This window comes from Paenibacillus marinisediminis (assembly GCF_054343325.1).
The window spans coordinates 61,462-79,058 of the sequence record NZ_JBTGUH010000001.1 but is presented as its reverse complement, the minus strand read 5'-3'; the positions used below and the strand labels follow the sequence as shown (position 1 = coordinate 79,058).

The window sequence follows — 17,597 nt, the reverse complement described above, 5'->3', positions numbered from 1 at the left end:
TGAATATGGAGCTTGAAGTGAGTATTTAGAATCTGGCAATAATGGTTAAGCATGCATTACAATAGGTATCCTAATGAGGCTGTCTCGAGTAGGTTCTTCTACTCGGTGGCGAGCCTCTTTTCGTACCTGATAGTTGTTTACATAGACAAAGAAATCATAAGGAGGCGTTTAACTTGAGTGACGTTGAACAAGACCATACAGCTCGTTTTAAAAGAAAACCGATGTCTGTCTACGAAGCACAAGATGTATTAATGGAACGAGTCGCATGCGAATCCATTGAGATGATTGCTCTATCAGATGCTTATCGCAGACGAGCAGCGCAGACCTTACATGCAACGATGCCAATACCTAGCTTTCATCGTGCCAATATGGATGGATATGCGGTGCGAGCGGAAGATCTAGTAGGCGCGTCTCCTGATAAACCAATCGAACTGCGCGTCGTGAGTCAGATCGCGTGCGGCGAAACCTATGCCCAAACATTGCTGCCAGGTGAAGCCGCCCGAATCATGACAGGCGCGCAGATGCCGGAGGGCGCTGATGCCGTTGTAAAGCTGGAAGTGACATCGGGTATGGGGCTAAAGCGTGAGGAACTGCTGCAGCAGACAAAAGTTCTAGTGTTGGATGCTGTATCAATAGGCGAGAACGTGACGCTGCTCGGCTCGGAGATCGAGAAAGGGCAAGTCATTGTTGAACGAGGTCAACAGCTTGAAGCTGGCGAGATGGCGCTGCTCGCCATGTTCGGAATCAGCAACATCTACGTATTCACTCGACCGAAGGTCGCTATCATTCCAACTGGACTTGAAATAATCCCGGTTGACTCCGAGATGGAGCCAGGCAAGATATGGAACAGCAACGCCTACATGCTGTTCGCGCAAATTCAGGAAGCAGGCGGTGTTCCCAAGCTGCTGCCGCAGGTCGGTGATGATATGGATAAGCTGGCTAAAGCTGTTGAAGCAGCTGTAGACAGCGATTATGACGCAGTCATCACGATCGGCGGAGTATCGGTCGGAGATCATGACATTCTGTACGATTATACGCAGCGGTGGAAGGGGGAACTGCTGTTCAATAAGCTCAGCATGCGCCCAGGAAGTCCCACAACGGTTGGCATACTTCGCGGTAAACCGCTGTTCGCGCTGTCTGGGAATCCAAGTGCCTGCTACGTTGGATGCGAGATGTTCGTACGTCCCGCACTGCTGCGAATGCAGGGAGCGAAGGAGCCTTATCGCAATCTGCTGCGGGCCAGATTGGCAGAACCGTATCGAGTTGCAGATCAATATGTTCGCTTCGTACGCGGCATCATGCACACGGATGAGCAGGGATGCCTATGGGTAAGACCGACGAAGGTAGATCGTTCAAATGCGACGATTTCGATTCGCGATGCGAACTGCTTGTTCGTCGTAACGCCATCTCCGAATGGATTGGATCAAGGAACGGCAGTTGATGTCATTCTGTTGCAAATACCTTAAAGGATAAGAGCTGTCTATTTCTCGGAAGATGAAATAGGCGGCTCTTCTGTTATAGCGACTAAAAAAAGCGCCTGAAATCTAACTTTTTCAGACGGTGCTAGTAGGCTTTTGAAATCGGTTCATGTACAATTAAACAAGGAAATGGGAATGTGCTGCGAGTATGCATGAAAAGGGGAGTATGCGATGACGGCACCGAATCAATCCGTGAACAGCAAGGAGCGCTATTCACGACAGCAATTATTTGCGCCAATTGGTGAGGAGGGTCAGCAGCGGCTTGCTGAAAGTCGCATTCTGATCATTGGCGCGGGGGCGTTGGGGTCTGCGCTCGCGGATACGTTTGTTCGAGCGGGAGTGGGCGATGTCACGCTTATAGATCGCGACTATGTGGAGTGGAGCAATCTTCAGCGGCAGCATCTGTATACCGAGCAGGATGCGATCGATCATCTTCCGAAGGCGATCGCCGCAGAGAGACGCCTGAAGGCTATTCAATCGGATACCGTTGTTCGCGGAGTTGTGGCGGACGTATCGGTGTATGAGATTGAAGAATGGGCGCATGATCGTGATCTAATCATCGATGCTACAGATAACTTCGATACGCGAATGCTCATTAATGATTATGCGCAGAAGAATAACATTCCGTGGATATACGGCGCATGTGTCAGCAGCAACGGAATATTCATGATGGTGGAGCCTGGAATTACCCCCTGCTTCCACTGCTTGTTGGAAACGGTGCCTATGGGCGGTCCGACTTGCGATACTGCGGGGATCATCGCTCCAGCGGTACATATGACGGCAGCCTATCAAGCGGCTGAAGCTCTGAAATGGCTCACAGGCAATCGAGATGCACTTCTTCGCAAGCTGGTATCCTTCGACCTATGGAAGAACCAACATACGGCGATATCGGTTCAGGCTGCGAAACGGCCGGATTGCCCATCATGCGGCGATAATCCGACCTATCCTTATCTGGATGCGGCTAATCATCGCAAGACAGACATCCTGTGCGGAAGAGAGACGATACAGATCCGCCCTTCGAAGTCAATGACCGTACAGCTTGAAGAGATTGCGGCTAGACTAAGCAAAGTACAAGGTTTGCAGGTCAAGGGCAATCCCTATTTATTATCGATTCAACTAGAACACCATCGGGTCGTATTGTTCCGAGACGGACGATTGCTTGTTCATGGTACAAAAGATGCTGCGGAAGCGCGTACGATAGCTGATCGGTTGTTTGGTTAATGTTAATTAGTTAATAAAGAGGCTCATTAACAATGCAGCCAGTAAGGAGTTACTATGGATCAATCTCGTACCGAGTCAAGGAGACAGCAACGAGAGAAACGCAAACGGAAACGAAACAAGCTATTCGTAATTAACCTTCTGCTATTCGTGCTCGTAGTGGGTGCCATCGTTGGCGGTCAGATGTCAGGCTTGCTCGATATTCGCTCGATTGCTCAAGGCGGATTGGATATGGTGCAGGGTGAACCGGCTCAATCGGGACCTTCATCGCAACCTTCTAACACTTCAACTTCGGGCAAGGAACAGAGTACATCCAGTTCTGATAAGAGCTCTGGTATGAGTTCTGGGTCAACGGTGAACAAACCAGTGGATGACCAATCCGCCTCCGGCAAGTCAGACAAAGGACAGACTGCAGGTTCAGCGTCCAAGCCTTCTGACTCGAAGCCAGGGGCTGATGAAGATGAAGGAACGGTTCTTCTGACCTTTGTTGGAGATATCATTAATGCTGGCAAGGTAGCTGATGTTGTCGAAACGAAAGGCTACGATTTTCCATACCGATATGCAACTGATATGTTCAAGAATGATGATCTAACGATAGCGAATCTGGAAACACCTATTACGTCGGGCGGAGTCCCTGCTAAGGACAAGGAATTCGTGTACAAATCAAATCCTAAGATGGCGCCTGCGATGAAGGAAGCGGGCATTGACGTCGTCAATCTTGCCAACAATCATTCCATGGATCAGGGGAAGGAAGGATTGCTGGATACTTTCGCCGCATTGAAGAAGGCAGAGATCGGATATGTGGGTGCCGGCAAGGACATGACAGAAGCGTACAGCCCTTATATCATCGAGAAAAAGGGAATGAAGATCGCTGTTTTCGGCTTCACTCGGGTCATTCCGCATGTCAGCTGGTATTCCGGCAAGAAAGATGCTGGATTGGCTGCGACATACGAACCTGACAAAGCGGTAGAAGCTATTAAGCGAGTTCGCGAGGATGTGGACCTAGTCATCGTTGTGCCGCATTGGGGAGAAGAGAGGAAGGATACACCTGTTGAGTATCAGAAATCGCTTGCCAAAGCCTATATCGACGCGGGCGCAGATCTGATCGTAGGAGGTCATCCGCATGTGGTGCAAGGAATAGAGTCTTACAAAGGCAAATGGATTGCTTACAGCATGGGCAACTTCATCTTCACCAAATCAACCGAACCAAAGACGTGGGAGACGATGGTACTCCAAGCGGAATGTTCGAAGGACGGCAAGATCAGCCTGAAGCTGGTTCCTTACTACACAGAGATTGGGCAAGCTGTTCCGATGAAAGAAGACGCGGCACAGAAGCTGCTCAAACGCGTAGAGAGTATTTCCTATGGTGTTAAGATTGATTCAGAAGGTAGAGTAACAAGCAAGTGACGGATTGTAAGCTATTATTTATTCCATACTATTCAGAAGAGTTATAAGGAGCTCATACCTATGAAACCATCGATTCAAAATGTATATTGTATTGGACGTAACTATAAATTGCATGCATTGGAGCTTGGCAATGATGTGCCTGCAGAACCAATGGTATTTCTTAAGCCATCGCACGCTGTCAGCGTAATAGAGGAGGATACGCTGCTGTCGCTGCCGCTTCATAAGGGGGCGGTTCATCATGAGCTTGAACTTGTATTGCGAATCGGACGAGACGTAACCCCTGGAATGACGGCGGATGAAGCGGTTGATGGCTTCGCGCTAGGCATTGATTTTACGCTGCGTGATGTGCAGGATGCGCTTAAGAAGAAGGGGCATCCTTGGCTTCCTGCGAAGGGTGTGCTTCACTCAGGTCCGATCACTCCGTTTCAACCATATCTAGGTACGGATAAGCTAATAGATACCGTATTTACGATGCAACGAAACGGGAATGTTGTTCAACAGGGGACAGCATCGGAAATGATCTTTTCCGTCGACCAGTTAATTGCTTATGTAGCGGCCAACTACGGACTAGGGGCAGGAGATATTATATTTACGGGGACACCGTCTGGAGTTGGACCTGTGGAAGCGGGAGATGAGCTGACTCTGATATGGAATGGCGAATCATTAGGGGCTTGCCGCATTCAAGCTGAGGATCAGCGATGAATATGAACTGGGATTGGCTGATTGGCTTTGGCGGAAGCTTAGCGGCCGCTGCTATGGCTTATCGGGAGAAATCGCTGACACGGTCTGGTGCGCTGGCGGCAATCGTCATGGGTACGATCTACTTTGGAAGCGGAAGCTTGCTCTGGTTCGGGCTGCTGTTTACGTTCTTCGTCAGCTCTACCTTTTGGTCCAAATGGAAAAAACGCGCCAAAGCTCAATTTGACGATGTATATGAGAAAAGCGGCCAGCGAGATGCCGGGCAGGTATTCGCCAATGGCGGCATCGGTATGGTGCTGTGTATGATCAATGCTTGGAACCCGCATCCTGCATGGCTGCTGCTATTCTTGGGCGTGATGGCTACGGTAAATGCGGATACGTGGGCCACGGAGATCGGCAGCCTAAGTCGAACCGCTCCGCGATCGATTCTAACGGGCAAGACTGTGCCGGCGGGAACCTCTGGAGCCATATCGAAGCTCGGAACATTGGCAACGGCGCTCGGAGCTTTGCTAATCGGTATCGCGGCAATGGTATCGTTGTACATTGCTTCTGATCCTGCCCTGCCATATCCTTATACTTGGTCGATCCTGCTGACTCTGTGCTTGAGTGCAACAGTTGGCGGTATTGCAGGCTCCTTGACCGATTCTCTGCTCGGTGCGACTGTGCAAGCGTCTTATGAGTGCACCATCTGCGGCTGCTCAACGGAGAAGACCGCTCACTGTGGAACACCAACGCGGCTTGTTCGCGGCGCTCGCTGGATGACTAACGATCTTGTTAATGGGATCAGCTCGTTCGTTGGCGGTGGAGTCGCTTTGTTAATCGGCTATCTCCTGCTGCCTTGAACACTGACTTGCTCGCTGACTCATAGAAAGCTCGCCGTTTCGGCCGCAAATCGACATTTATGACTTGGCATGGTATAGTCGTAGTATTGGAATGATGAAGCCTTCTCAAGGCTATTACCGAAGGAGGTGGGCCGATGAGCAGCAATTATGGCGATAAACAGAATCTGATATTAGACGCCGCATATGAACTCTTCGGTTCCAATGGTTTTTACGAAACGAAAATGTCTGATATCGCTAAACAAGCTGGTATCGCTAAAGGCACATTATATTTGTATTTTACCAGTAAGGAACAGCTGTTTGCGGCTATATCCAAGCGCGATTTCGATCAATTTCTCGGTGAGCTTGAATATGGCATTCGTAAGAGAGATACGCTGCAGCAGCGATTAGCATATATTGCGGATTATCATCTTCGTTATTATTTTGATCGTAGGAAATATACGAATCTGTTCTTCAAAGCTCCGAACAATGATCCCGAGATGATGTCAGCATTGAGGGAATTCACTGGGAAGTACATGAAGATGCTTGCGGATACGATGGAAGAATTCAATGTGCCTGAACCCAAGCTGCATGCGAAGTCATTTGTAGGTATTCTGGATGTGATCAAGATGGATATCCTGTATACCCCAAACTTCACGAGTCAAGATCTAGAAGAACGTATCGCTTTCTCGACGAACATCTTCATGAACGGATGCGTTAGTGAAGACCAACCCCGTGTACTGAATCCGAACGCGTATACGAATACGCAGATCCACGACAAGTAATAGGTTGCTGCAGATCATGTACAGGGGCTGTTTCAATGAATGGTTGAGACAGCCTCTTTTGTGTTGCTTAGTGTAGCTATGTATTGCTGAGACACTGGAAAGAGCAGGAGGAACGAACATGCATGTCATGACAATAGAACAATTAGGAAAGAGTTATGGTGAGAAGACGTTGTTTGCTGATGTTTCCTTCGGAATCGCGAAAGGAGATCGCTTCGGCATCATCGGTGTGAATGGTACTGGCAAATCCACTTTTATGCGCACGATTGCGGGTGAAGAGCCCATTGAGCAGGGGCGAATCATGAAAGGCAAAGGCGTAACGGTTGAGTATGTTGCTCAGGAGCCGGAGTTCAATCCAAAGGCCTCGGTATTGGATACGGTGCTGAGCGGCGATACGCCTGAGATGGAAGCTGTACGTCGATATACACAAGTTATGGAGGCATTAGGCGATCATCCTGAAGATGTTAAGCTGCAGGAAATGCTGGTGAAAGCCAGTGAGGACATGGATCGGCTGCAAGCCTGGCAGTTGGAGAGCGAAGCGAAGACGATTCTGTCCAAGCTCGGCATCCATCGATATGACGCGCTGATGGGTACGCTATCCGGGGGACAGCGCAAGCGGGTAGCGCTTGCGGCAGGCTTGATCCATCAAGCGGATGTTCTTCTGCTTGATGAGCCGACGAACCATGTCGATCACGAAACGGTATCATGGCTCGAATCGATGCTCTTGAAGCGTACGGGCGCGCTGATCATGATCACGCATGATCGCTACTTCCTCGATCGCGTAGCGAATCGGATGATCGAGCTGGATCAAGGCAGACCGTACTTTTATGAAGCGAACTATACGCGCTTCTTGGAATTGAAGGCGGATCGCGAGGCTCGTGAAGCTGCTTCCGAGCAGACGCGGCAAAATATATTGCGCACAGAGCTGGCTTGGATTCGCCGCGGCGCAAAGGCGCGATCAACGAAGCAGAAGGCGCGCATCGAACGTTTTGAAGCGCTACAGGCACAAGGCCCTACTCAGCGCGATAAAGCGGTGGAGATGTCGACTGCGAGCAGCCGATTGGGCAAGAAGATTATGGAGCTTGAGTCGTTGAAGGCTGTCGTGGATGGACGCACGCTGTTTGATGATTTGAATTATATCGCGGTGCCCGAAGATCGGATCGGCATCATCGGAGTGAACGGCAGCGGCAAATCTACGCTGCTGCATATCATTGCTGGTCAGCGTAAGCCGGATGGTGGAGAGATAACGCTGGGACCGACGGTTCGGATCGGATTCTTCACGCAGGAGCATGAAGAGATGGATGAATCCATGCGTGTGATCGAATACATTCGTGAAGCGGCGGAAACCGTCAAGACGGGTGAAGGTCAGACGATCTCTGCTGCGCAGATGTTAGAGCGCTTCTTGTTCAGTCCAACGATGCAATGGACGCTCGTAGGCAAGCTATCAGGCGGCGAGAAGCGCCGTTTACAGCTGCTGCGCATGCTAATGACCGCGCCTAACGTATTGCTGCTCGACGAACCGACGAACGATCTGGACGTTCAGACGCTCGCTGTGTTGGAGCAATATCTGGATGATTTCCCTGGGGTCGTGATCACGGTATCCCATGATCGCTATTTCCTCGATCGAGTAGTGGATCGCATCTGGTCGTTTGAAGGCGGTCAGGTTCATCAACATGTAGGCAACTATTCGGAATATGCGGAGTGGCGCGACAAGAATGGTATGGAATCGCTCGCTTACGTACAGGCTGCTGACAGTGCGAAGCAGGAAAGCAAACAGCAGGCTACTTCAGCAGAGGAGTCCGACCGAAGCGGAAGAGGGGAACGCAAGCCGAAGCTGAAGATGTCGTACAAGGAAGAGCGCGAGTACGAGCAGATCGACGGCTTGGTAGCAGCAGCTGAAGCAAAGTTGGAGCGCATAGCTTCTGACATGGAAGCTGCCTTCAGCGACTCCAAGCGCTTGCAGGAGCTGATGAAGGAGCAGCAGGAAGCGGAAGCGAAGCTCAATGAGCTGATCGACCGCTGGACCGAGCTCAATGAGCTTGCAGAGCAGATAGAGGCCGCGAAACGAGGCTGAGCCAATAATAAACAGAGCGGCACACCTTGTGCCGCTCTGTTTATTTGTGCTGCGCCAGCGCTATCTCAACTAGACCCCAGTCGGATAGACCGCGTTAACTAGCGCCGCTGGGGACTAGATTCGAGCTGAAACGGGGTAAAACCCCGTTAACGGACGAGTGTAGCGCGGATCATACATCCGTCAGCTACCGTAAGCGGGAAAAAACCCGTTAACTCGCGCCTATGGGCACTAATTCATGCCGTAACGGGTCAAAACCCCGTTAACGGGCGTGAGAAGCCCCGACGCACATCTGTCAGCTACCGTAAGCGGGAAAAACCCCGTAAACTCGTGCCTATGGGCACCGATTCATGTCGTAACGGGGTAAAACCCCGTTAACGGCCGAGTGGAGCCCCGATCGCACATCCGTCAGCTACCGTAAGCGGGAAAAACCCCGTTAACTCACGCCGCTGGGGACTGGATTCGAGCTGTAACGGGGAAAAACCCCGTTAGCGGACGTGAGAGGCCCCGCTCGCACATCTGTCCGCTACCGTAAGCGGGAAAAACCCCGATAACACGCGCCTATGGGTACCAATTCGTGCTGAAACGGGGTAAAACCCCGTTAACGGACGAGAGAAGCAGCGTCTACTATTAATGTGACGCTACCTCATTGCAAATGACTTGAAAGCCCGCTGATGCGTCTCCTTGTATCGTATCACATTGAATCATGTTCCCAGCCTTAGCATTGCCTTCGATCGAGTCGCAAGTGATGTTTCCTCCAGCATGCGCATCTCCATCCACACTGTCACAAGTCAGGCTTCCTCCTGCACGAACATCCCCCTGTACTGAATCACATGTAATGGATCCTCCGGCAACAACACTCCCTTCCACATAATCACATGTAACTGACCCGCCAGCGTTGACGTTGCCTTCGACACAACCACAATTGATCGAAAAGGCGGAATCAACACTGTTCATAGTTCCCGTCAAGTTGATGTCAATTCGCTCATCTAGTTCACTGAAAGCTGCCACTTCTATGTCGTTATGGAACAGCTTGATGCTGTATTGTCCATCGGCGGAGCTTGTGAACTCATTGTTGTATGAGCCACCTGTAGCATCGGTAGATATATGCCCATGCTGTGCTGCTCCAGAATTCGGCTGAGAGACATCATGCAACAGAAGATCATCAATACTGCGTTTAAACAGCTTCGACAACTCAGGCAGCAGTGTGATATCTGGAAAGGTTTGTCCATTTTCCCACTTGGATACGGCTTGGAAGGTAACTCCCAGCTTGTCCGCCATTGCGTCTTGCGTCAGCTTCATTTCCTTGCGTAAATAGACGAGGTTGCTTGCGATTCTAAGCTCAGTCATTCGTGAATCACCCTTTCGATTTGGTTGTCTCCACTATAGTTGCTCGCGAAAAATACCACAATAAACGAATAGTTGAACCGAAATTCAACTAACGGTTGAATGAATGGATAGTAGGTGAGGATGCAGCAGAACCCAGCTAAACTGCTAGCTGGGTTCTTCGTCATCTTAATCAGTTTCAAATTATCTATGATAGCTTAATGATCGAGCGACCGACGGCTCCACCTCTTAGCATCTTCTCGGTTAGCTCTGGCACATCATGCAGCGAGCAAATATTGACGTTCCGCTCAAGTTCAGCGATATGTCCCCATTGACGGGCGATTCGCGCCCAGAGGTGCATTCTGCACTCCTGCGATGCATATACGGAATCAATCCCATACAACGTGATTCCTCTAAGAATAAATGGATACACCGTCGTCGGCAATGTGCCGCCGGACGTCATGCCGCTCGCGGCCACGCAGCCGCCGTACTTGATCGAGGCGAGCGCCGCGGCCAGTATATCGCCGCCGCACACATCGACGGCCGCCGCCCATTTCTGCTTGTCGAGCGAGCGCGGCCGCTCGGGCAGCCACGATTCGCGGCTGACGATGTCCTGCGCGCCAAGCTGGCGCAGCAGCGGCTCCGCCTCGGCCTTGCCGGTGGCGGCCGTGACGTGGTAGCCGAGGCTGGCAAGCATCGCTACCGCGAGCGAGCCGACACCGCCGCTCGCTCCGGTAACGAGGATGCTGCCGTCCTCCGGCTTCACACCGTGCTGCTCGATGCGCTCAACCGAGAGCGCGGCCGTCAAGCCCGCAGTGCCGAAGATCATCGCGCCGCGCAGGCTCAAGCCCTTCGGCAGCGGCACGATCCAGTCGCCTGGCACGCGAATATATCGGCTCAGCCCGCCGTAGTGGCTAACGCCGAGCTCATATCCGGTCACGATTACATTCTGACCGGGGTGGAAGCGCTCGTCCGCGGAAGCGACGACAACGCCGGCGGCATCGATGCCTGGCACGAACGGATATTGCTTGACGATGCTGCCATTAGAGGAACAGGCGAGAGCATCTTTGTAGTTAATACCGGAGTATGACACCTCAATTGTAACGTCTGCTGCAGGCAGCTGCTCCATCGTAATGTCTTTCACCGCGGTATTGATCTGTCCATCAGAGTCTTGTTCGAGAACGAATGCTGAAAATGATTCTATAGTTAGCGGATTCATGCTGTTATCATTCATTAAGAGCACCTCCTACTCGGTAATGTAGGCAGCCAGTAGCTTCGCTGTATTGATGACAGCTTGCTCATGAGTACGTTCCATCGCATGCGATGCGTGGACTCCTGGTCCGATAAGCGCAGCGCGAATATTGTTGCCGCCTCTCAGCGCGGCGGAAGCATCCGAGCCGTATTGCGGATACACATCAACGACATGCGCAATCTGTTCACGCACCGCGAGATCGATCAGTCGTCCAGTCATGAAGTAGTCGTACGGACCGGAAGAATCCTTCGCGCAGATGGATACATCCGTCTCCTTACATCTTAAGTCATCGCCCATAGCGCCCATATCGACAGCGATCATCTCCGTGATGTCCTGCGGGATATAGGAAGCTCCGTGACCAATCTCTTCATAATTCGTTACGATGATCATCATATCATGCTTAGGCCGCCAGTTATGCTGCTTCATGCTGTGCAGAAGCCCGAACAAGGCTGCTACGCTAGCCTTATCATCCAGATGACGAGACTTGATATAGCCGCTTGGCAAATGTTCCGGACGAGCTTCGAACGACACATAGTCGCCGGTATTGATCCCGAGCTTCTCTGTATCAGACTTGCTGTACGTGATCTCGTCGATCCGTACGATCATGTTCGATTCTTCGCGCTTCAGATCGCGCGCGCCAGGAAACACATGCACAGACGGTTGATTGCTCATAATGGTTCCAGTATATGTATGGCCGGAGCGGGTATGTATTTTACAGTATTCATTTTCCATCGATTGCATCATATATCCGCCAATGGAAGTCATGCGCAGGGTGCCGTCTCCATTGATAGAACGAACCATCGCGCCCAGTGTATCCACATGCGCTGACAGCGCGATAACGCGATTCGGGCTCGATTCACTGCCAGTAACACGGATATATCCGCAGCCCTTCGCATTGCGTTCCATTTGGAATCCAAGGCGTTCCGCTTCGTCGGCGATACGGTTCATCAGATCGTGCGTATAGCCGGTAGGGCTTGGCGAGCTTAGAAGCTCCAATAACAGATCGATGACGTATTGCTTATCAATCTGGAGGTTGAACACCTCTTTGCCAACTTCCGCGTAAGGGTTAGAAAATATTTTACTCATATAGAATAACTCCTTTCCACCATCTCAACATGTTCATTCCTACGATATCATTAATCTTAGTTCTATACAGTCTTGTCCTGTGAGTTGGAGGACTGATCTGACTGGGATACTGTCTCCACAATCGGAAATATGTATCCTGTCTCGCTAATCACTTGGGATAGCTGCGTTTCCAAGAGCTTTACTTTACGCTGTGTGCGATACTGAATGTAGATGCTGTATGATCCGACAATGACTGCGCCAAGCAAAGTGCATCCTAGGATGAGCAGAATAAGTGGGACGTCAAAGGTGCCAAACAACAAATTAACTGGAACAGGATTCACGTTAATAACCGCAAATATAGCTATAATTAATGCAAATACGAGCGCAGCAATGAGGGTCCACTGCATACGTACGGGTGTGGTGCTTGAATCTTGGGGCTGAGACTTTTTGAATAACATGTGGCAACTCCCTTCAAGTATTGTGTTGGATGTAAATGAGTAGACTGTCTTCGGAATTCACAAGTAAAAGGCGGGGTGGACCCCCGCCTGCTTTCTGTTATGAGGAGCTCCATCCGAAGTCCTAACGGCTGAATTACTTCGCGTTTGCCATCTTTTCCATCTCATCGATAAGCGATTCCAGCACGCTCATGCCTTCCTCGATCGGCGCAGGTGTGGACATATCAACGCCAGCCTTCTTCAAGATGTTAATCGAATAGTCGCTGCCGCCGCTCTTCAGGAATCCAAGATAACGCTCAACCGCTGGTTGACCTTCATCGAGAATTTGCTTCGCGAAGCTTTGTGCAGCGGAGAAGCCCGTAGCATACTTGTAGACATAGAAGCTGGAATAGAAGTGCGGAATACGCGCCCATTCCATCTCAATATCCTTGTCAACGACCATATCGTCGCCATAATATTTCTTATTCAACTCGTAGTAGAGTTCACTGAGCAGTTGTGGAGTTAACGCTTCTCCTTTTTCCGCGTGCTCATGAATCTGCAGCTCGAACTCGGCGAACATCGTTTGACGGAATACCGTCGTACGGAATTGATCGATATAGTAAGCAAGAAGATACATCTTCTCTTTCGGATCAGTCGTTTTCTTGAGCATATAATCCATCAGCAGCGCCTCGTTCAGCGTGGAAGCCACTTCAGCAAGGAAGATCGTGTATTGCGCATCGCGATAAGGAAGATTGTTGTCTGAATAATACGAGTGAAGAGCGTGACCCATCTCATGAGCAAGTGTAAACATGCTGTTCAAGTTATCTTTATGGTTCAACAGAACATATGGATGCGTGCCGTAGGCTCCCCAGCTGTATGCGCCGGTACGTTTGCCTTCATTTTCATATACATCGATCCAGCCGTTGTCGAATCCATCCTGAAGCGTGCTTAGATAGTCTTGGCCAAGCGGGTTCAAGCTCTCTTTAACCGTTTCCTTCGCTTGCTCGTACGTGATATCCATATCAAACTGCTCGACGATAGGCGCAAACAGATCGTACATATGGAGCTCATCAATCTTCAACAGCTTCTGGCGCAGCTTCATGTAGCGATGCATTAACGGCAGGTGCTTGTGAATGGTGTTAATCAGATTCGTATAAACTTCCTTCGGAATATTGTCACCGGATAGGAACATTTCTAGGGTAGTAGGATATTTGCGAGCATTAGCGTAAAATTGGTTCTTCGTCACGTTCGCGCTCAATGTAGCGGCAATCGTGTTGCTTTGCTTGCGGTAGGTATTGTACATCGCCTCAAATGCAGCTTTGCGCACTTCGGGATTGCGGCTCTCTAGGAACTGGATATAACGGCCGTGAGTTAATTCGACTTCTTCACCTTTGTCATTTTTGATCTTAGGGAATTTCATGTCGGCATTATTCAACAGGCTGTAAATGGTTTCTGGAGCCTTGGCAAGGTTGCCTACTTGAGCGAGCAGCGCCTCTTCTTGCTTGGAGAGGACGTGTGCTTTCTGACGCTTCATCTCGACCAAAGTAAAGCGGTATGCTTTCAATGCATCATTGTCGATAAAAGCATCAAGCTGTTCATCTGATAGGGATAGAACTTCTGGAGAGATGAAGGACAGCGATTCACTAACTTTAACGCTCAGCTTCTTCGCTTTCTCGGACAGCGCTTGATACTTCGGATCCGCCGTGTCTTCATGGTGACGCATGTTTGCAAATACATATAGTCTTTCAGTATGTAAGGAAATATCATCTTCAAGCTCGAAGCATGCCTTCAGTGTTGCCGCTTCCGTCAGCTTGCCTTGGTATTGCTGCATCTTCTCGAGCAACTGCTGCACCAGCGCATATTCAGAGTCCCATTCCGCGTTAGAACCGAATAGATCTTCAAGTTTCCAGCGGTTCTCTTCTGCTACTTCAGAACGTTTCATTACTTGTTGCATGAATATCCTCCTTTGTAAATCGAAATGCGATCGCGAGTTTGGATCTCCATTCCGAGTTGTGGATGTGTATATCGTGAACTCCTTGTCGACACGCTGCGGTGTTGAGATAGCAGCCCATGCGGACAGCCCAGTGCTTGTCGTTATGAGCGCGGATAGGAGACAGCACGTTAGCATGAAACATCGGCGCACCATACATACCTCCTGGGTAAATGAGGGCGGCGGTCGCTCTATCGCAAGCTGAGCAATAGATACCGCCTACTCACATTCCACCAAATATTCGAACCATTGGCAAAGTAAACAAGGTCCGAATAGTAGTATGGCCTTAACTCTTCTGTTCTACTTATGGCTTGCAGCCTTAATTATGTTGCGTGTTGAAGCGATCGCAGCGCTACACGCTCGCTGTAGTGAGCGTATAGACGATCAAGAAGAAGGCAAATACAATAAAGATGAGGGCACACCAAGCCATGACGCGGCGCAATTGGCTTGGGATCGTGTCTTTCTTCCATACAAGTACTCCGCCAAACACAAATGCAAGTACTATAAAAGCTACACTTATCGTCGTGTTCATGACCGCTGACCGCCTTTATACTTCTTTGAAAGCGGCCATAATCTCTTCCCATTCCGCCTCATTATTGACAAAGTCAGATTTAGGGAAGCGGCGTTCAACCCAAGCCATCATCTCAGGACGGCTGATGAAGGTGTGGCAATCCTCGCCCCATTGATCGGAAATTTCTCGGAGAACAAGCTGGCGGCCTTGCTCTTCAACCGTCAACATATTCCATTTGTCCTTCTTGTAGATCACGTGTTTTTTCTGCATGTTGTTAAACCTCATTTCTGTCTGGAGAAGCAGCGTAGATGACCGTTTTATACGGACAAATAGAGCCCTCTTTACCGTTCATCATAACCCAGCAAATGGGCGAAATCAAATAATATTGAATGAAATAGAAGTTGCAAACAAATAACTACTTCAGTATAATGTAAATATTCGCCTGCAATTGGCGAAGATGTGAGGAGGTTTTGACCTTGAAAGGTACTGTAAAATGGTTTAACGCTGAGAAAGGCTACGGCTTTATCTCCACTGAGGGCGGCGAAGATGTATTCGTTCACTACTCAGCTATCGAAACTGATGGTTTCAAAACATTGGAAGAAGGCCAAGCGGTTGAGTTCGAGATTTCCGAAGGAAATCGTGGACCACAAGCTGCTAATGTCATTAAATTATAATGAGATCGCCCTGTAACGGGGATTATCATTTATAAATAGTGTACAATAGCAACGCAGAGCAGCTGTGCTTCGAGCAATCGAGCACAGCTGCTCTTTTTTTTTGTAACGAAGACATTGATTTGTTCAAAAGATGACATTTGTCATCTTTTTTTGTTACTTCACTCACTAATCACCTGAACACAGCGCACTTACAATGAACTTATAAGACGCAGGAGGGGAATGCGATGAGTGCAGTAGTGAATCTGGATCGAATCAGCAAGGTATATAAAGGAAAGCATGCGGTTCACGATGTCAGTTTAGATATTCATGGCGGGTCGATAACCGCAATTCTCGGCCCAAATGGGGCAGGGAAGACGACGACGATATCGATGATGCTAGGGTTAGTGAAGTGTACGCAAGGGAAGGTACGCATCTTTGGAAAGGAGCCGACGGATATTGCTGTGCGCGAACAGATCGGAGCCATGCTGCAAACCGTGAAGGTCCTGGATGGATTGAAGGTGGAAGAGATTATAGATCTATTCCGCAGCTATTATCCTAATCCGATGTCTAAGGCTGAATTGTTCCAAATATCAGGCTTGGAGCAGGAGCGGAAGAAGTTGACGGGCAGGCTGTCTGGCGGTCAGCGGAGGCGACTTGGCTTTGCGTTAGCGATGGCGGGCAATCCGAAGCTGCTGTTTCTGGATGAGCCGACAGTAGGCATGGATGTTGTGTCTCGGCGTTTGTTCTGGGATACGATCAAAGCGCTTGCCGCTAAAGGAACGACGATTATTTTCACGAGCCATGATCTGCGTGAGGTGGAGGATCTAGCGGATCGCATCGTGATGCTTCATCGAGGGACGATTATTGCTGACGGGAGTCCAGATGAAGTGAAGGCACAGTTGACTACAGCCTCCGTATCCTTCGCAGCGAACCACGAAGAGTCTACAATCAATAGGATTAAGATGCTGCCAGAGGTATTAGAAGTGAAGGTGAATGAGGAGCGAATTGTCATACAGACCAATGATAGTGACTCGGTCGTCTATGCACTATTTTCGATGGGAATTCGCATGAAGTCATTGCAGATCGAGCAGGGACGCTTGGATGACGCGTTTGTAGAGTTAACGAAATCGCAAGAGGAGGCGGCAGTATGAAGCGACTGTGGATGCAAATTCAGATGGAGATTAGAAGGCTGATGCGGAACCCGTACTATATTATATTTTCGCTGCTGATGCCTGCTGGCTTCTATATCCTATTTACGAATGTCATTTCAACGGGAAATGATCCTGATGGGATCTGGAAGACCTATGCCTTGATGTCCATGACATCGTTCAGTGTGATGGGAACGGCGGTTGTGACGCTATGCGCGCGTAATGTGGAAGAGGCCTCACAAGGATACACGACGTTGGTTCGGGTTACGCCTCTGCCTGGAAGTGTTTATTTTATCGGGAAAATGGCAGGGCAATCGCTCATTCATTTATTCTCCATCATCGCTATGTTCGTGATCGGTGTTCTCGTGAATGGTATTTCACTGCCATGGACGACATGGATATTGTGTGCCGCGTGGATCCTTTTCGGCTCTTGCGCATTTCTAGCGCTCGGTTCCCTGCTAGGCTTAATGAAGCGAATCGACTTGGCTGTCGGCGTGGGCAATATCCTATACTTTGCTCTCGCTATATTTGGCGGGATGTGGATGCCGCCAGAGACTTTGCCGAAATTTGTGCAAAGCATCGGTGAATGGCTGCCCTCCTATTCTTATCGGAATGGGGTGTGGCTGCTGGTTGACGGGACTGCTCCAGCGTGGCGAGATGTAACGATTCTGCTTGGTTACCTGTTTATTTTCATGCTAATATCAATATATGTAAGGAATAAACAGGAAGTGGTGAGCATGTAATC

18 protein-coding genes are annotated in these 17,597 nt (G+C 49.7%); 11 read left to right on the top strand and 7 right to left on the bottom strand.

Annotated features, from left to right (window positions below; all coding sequences use genetic code 11):
• Positions 1-173 precede the first annotated feature (173 nt).
• The 7 genes from ACXX53_RS00395 (at position 174) to ACXX53_RS00365 (ending at position 8,476) form a co-directional block, all read left to right on the top strand.
• The gene (locus tag ACXX53_RS00395) at positions 174-1,466 is read left to right on the top strand and encodes a molybdopterin molybdotransferase MoeA (protein ID WP_458566629.1); all 1,293 of its coding nucleotides are present in this window, start codon (positions 174-176) and stop codon (positions 1,464-1,466) included.
• Between the two features lie 183 nt (positions 1,467-1,649).
• Entirely contained in the window at positions 1,650-2,699 is a 1,050-nt protein-coding gene (locus ACXX53_RS00390; protein WP_458566628.1) for a ThiF family adenylyltransferase, read from the top strand.
• A 54-nt stretch (positions 2,700-2,753) separates the two neighbouring features.
• Positions 2,754-4,103, top strand: coding sequence for a CapA family protein (locus ACXX53_RS00385; protein WP_458566627.1), 1,350 nt, complete (start codon positions 2,754-2,756; stop codon positions 4,101-4,103).
• 60 nt (positions 4,104-4,163) lie between these two features.
• Entirely contained in the window at positions 4,164-4,805 is a 642-nt protein-coding gene (locus tag ACXX53_RS00380) for a fumarylacetoacetate hydrolase family protein (RefSeq protein WP_458566626.1), read from the top strand.
• Positions 4,802-5,644, top strand: a complete 843-nt coding sequence (locus tag ACXX53_RS00375; protein WP_458566625.1) for a DUF92 domain-containing protein — start codon at positions 4,802-4,804, stop codon at positions 5,642-5,644. Before ACXX53_RS00380 ends, ACXX53_RS00375 begins: the two co-directional genes overlap by 4 nt.
• A 134-nt stretch (positions 5,645-5,778) precedes the next feature.
• Positions 5,779-6,405: a TetR/AcrR family transcriptional regulator gene (locus ACXX53_RS00370; protein WP_458566624.1), complete on the top strand. Its 627-nt coding sequence runs from the start codon at positions 5,779-5,781 to the stop codon at positions 6,403-6,405.
• Positions 6,406-6,523: 118 nt separating this feature from the next.
• Positions 6,524-8,476: an ABC-F family ATP-binding cassette domain-containing protein gene (locus tag ACXX53_RS00365; protein WP_458566623.1), complete on the top strand. Its 1,953-nt coding sequence runs from the start codon at positions 6,524-6,526 to the stop codon at positions 8,474-8,476.
• Positions 8,477-9,103: 627 nt separating this feature from the next.
• Here the strand turns inward: ACXX53_RS00365 and ACXX53_RS00360 are convergent.
• From ACXX53_RS00360 to pepF, 5 genes are all read right to left on the bottom strand, one after another.
• Positions 9,104-9,823, bottom strand: a complete 720-nt coding sequence (locus ACXX53_RS00360; protein WP_458566622.1) for a helix-turn-helix domain-containing protein — start codon at positions 9,821-9,823, stop codon at positions 9,104-9,106.
• 184 nt (positions 9,824-10,007) lie between these two features.
• Positions 10,008-11,033 (bottom strand): oxidoreductase, encoded by a 1,026-nt coding sequence (locus tag ACXX53_RS00355; RefSeq protein ID WP_458566621.1) that lies wholly within the window; start codon positions 11,031-11,033, stop codon positions 10,008-10,010.
• 12 nt (positions 11,034-11,045) lie between these two features.
• Positions 11,046-12,137: a M42 family metallopeptidase gene (locus tag ACXX53_RS00350; RefSeq protein WP_458566620.1), complete on the bottom strand. Its 1,092-nt coding sequence runs from the start codon at positions 12,135-12,137 to the stop codon at positions 11,046-11,048.
• A 62-nt stretch (positions 12,138-12,199) separates the two neighbouring features.
• Positions 12,200-12,574 carry a LapA family protein gene (locus tag ACXX53_RS00345; protein ID WP_458566619.1) on the bottom strand — a complete coding sequence of 125 codons (375 nt, stop codon included), beginning with the start codon at positions 12,572-12,574 and terminating at the stop codon, positions 12,200-12,202.
• A 133-nt stretch (positions 12,575-12,707) separates the two neighbouring features.
• Entirely contained in the window at positions 12,708-14,504 is a 1,797-nt protein-coding gene (gene pepF, locus ACXX53_RS00340) for an oligoendopeptidase F (RefSeq protein ID WP_458566618.1), read from the bottom strand.
• Between the two features lie 58 nt (positions 14,505-14,562).
• Here pepF and ACXX53_RS00335 point away from each other — a divergent pair, with 58 nt between their 5' ends.
• A complete protein-coding gene (locus ACXX53_RS00335) occupies positions 14,563-14,745 on the top strand; it encodes a hypothetical protein (protein ID WP_458566617.1) in 183 nt (60 codons plus the stop codon).
• Between the two features lie 147 nt (positions 14,746-14,892).
• Here the strand turns inward: ACXX53_RS00335 and ACXX53_RS00330 are convergent, their stop codons facing one another.
• A complete protein-coding gene (locus tag ACXX53_RS00330) occupies positions 14,893-15,072 on the bottom strand; it encodes a hypothetical protein (protein WP_458566616.1) in 180 nt (59 codons plus the stop codon).
• A 15-nt stretch (positions 15,073-15,087) separates the two neighbouring features.
• Positions 15,088-15,321: a hypothetical protein gene (locus tag ACXX53_RS00325; RefSeq protein WP_458566615.1), complete on the bottom strand. Its 234-nt coding sequence runs from the start codon at positions 15,319-15,321 to the stop codon at positions 15,088-15,090.
• A gap of 206 nt (positions 15,322-15,527) precedes the next feature.
• Between ACXX53_RS00325 and ACXX53_RS00320 the strand changes: the two genes are divergently transcribed.
• From ACXX53_RS00320 to ACXX53_RS00310, 3 genes are all read left to right on the top strand, one after another.
• The gene (locus ACXX53_RS00320) at positions 15,528-15,725 is read left to right on the top strand and encodes a cold shock domain-containing protein (protein WP_458566614.1); all 198 of its coding nucleotides are present in this window, start codon (positions 15,528-15,530) and stop codon (positions 15,723-15,725) included.
• Between the two features lie 224 nt (positions 15,726-15,949).
• On the top strand, positions 15,950-16,855 hold the full coding sequence (locus ACXX53_RS00315; protein WP_458566613.1) for an ABC transporter ATP-binding protein: 906 nt from the start codon (positions 15,950-15,952) through the stop codon (positions 16,853-16,855).
• Positions 16,852-17,595, top strand: coding sequence for an ABC transporter permease (locus ACXX53_RS00310; protein WP_458566612.1), 744 nt, complete (start codon positions 16,852-16,854; stop codon positions 17,593-17,595). The genes ACXX53_RS00315 and ACXX53_RS00310 overlap by 4 nt, the downstream gene beginning before the upstream one ends.
• Positions 17,596-17,597: the final 2 nt, after the last annotated feature.

Coding starts and splice junctions, on each gene's coding strand:
- ACXX53_RS00370 (WP_458566624.1), top strand. CDS start 5,779: ATGAGCAGCAATTATGGCGATAAACAGAATCTGATATTAGACGCCGCA.
- ACXX53_RS00375 (WP_458566625.1), top strand. CDS start 4,802: ATGAATATGAACTGGGATTGGCTGATTGGCTTTGGCGGAAGCTTAGCG.
- ACXX53_RS00350 (WP_458566620.1), bottom strand. CDS start 12,137: ATGAGTAAAATATTTTCTAACCCTTACGCGGAAGTTGGCAAAGAGGTG.
- ACXX53_RS00380 (WP_458566626.1), top strand. CDS start 4,164: ATGAAACCATCGATTCAAAATGTATATTGTATTGGACGTAACTATAAA.
- ACXX53_RS00385 (WP_458566627.1), top strand. CDS start 2,754: ATGGATCAATCTCGTACCGAGTCAAGGAGACAGCAACGAGAGAAACGC.
- ACXX53_RS00355 (WP_458566621.1), bottom strand. CDS start 11,033: ATGAATGATAACAGCATGAATCCGCTAACTATAGAATCATTTTCAGCA.
- ACXX53_RS00315 (WP_458566613.1), top strand. CDS start 15,950: ATGAGTGCAGTAGTGAATCTGGATCGAATCAGCAAGGTATATAAAGGA.
- ACXX53_RS00390 (WP_458566628.1), top strand. CDS start 1,650: ATGACGGCACCGAATCAATCCGTGAACAGCAAGGAGCGCTATTCACGA.
- ACXX53_RS00310 (WP_458566612.1), top strand. CDS start 16,852: ATGAAGCGACTGTGGATGCAAATTCAGATGGAGATTAGAAGGCTGATG.
- ACXX53_RS00325 (WP_458566615.1), bottom strand. CDS start 15,321: ATGCAGAAAAAACACGTGATCTACAAGAAGGACAAATGGAATATGTTG.
- pepF (WP_458566618.1), bottom strand. CDS start 14,504: ATGCAACAAGTAATGAAACGTTCTGAAGTAGCAGAAGAGAACCGCTGG.
- ACXX53_RS00365 (WP_458566623.1), top strand. CDS start 6,524: ATGCATGTCATGACAATAGAACAATTAGGAAAGAGTTATGGTGAGAAG.
- ACXX53_RS00330 (WP_458566616.1), bottom strand. CDS start 15,072: ATGAACACGACGATAAGTGTAGCTTTTATAGTACTTGCATTTGTGTTT.
- ACXX53_RS00345 (WP_458566619.1), bottom strand. CDS start 12,574: ATGTTATTCAAAAAGTCTCAGCCCCAAGATTCAAGCACCACACCCGTA.
- ACXX53_RS00360 (WP_458566622.1), bottom strand. CDS start 9,823: ATGACTGAGCTTAGAATCGCAAGCAACCTCGTCTATTTACGCAAGGAA.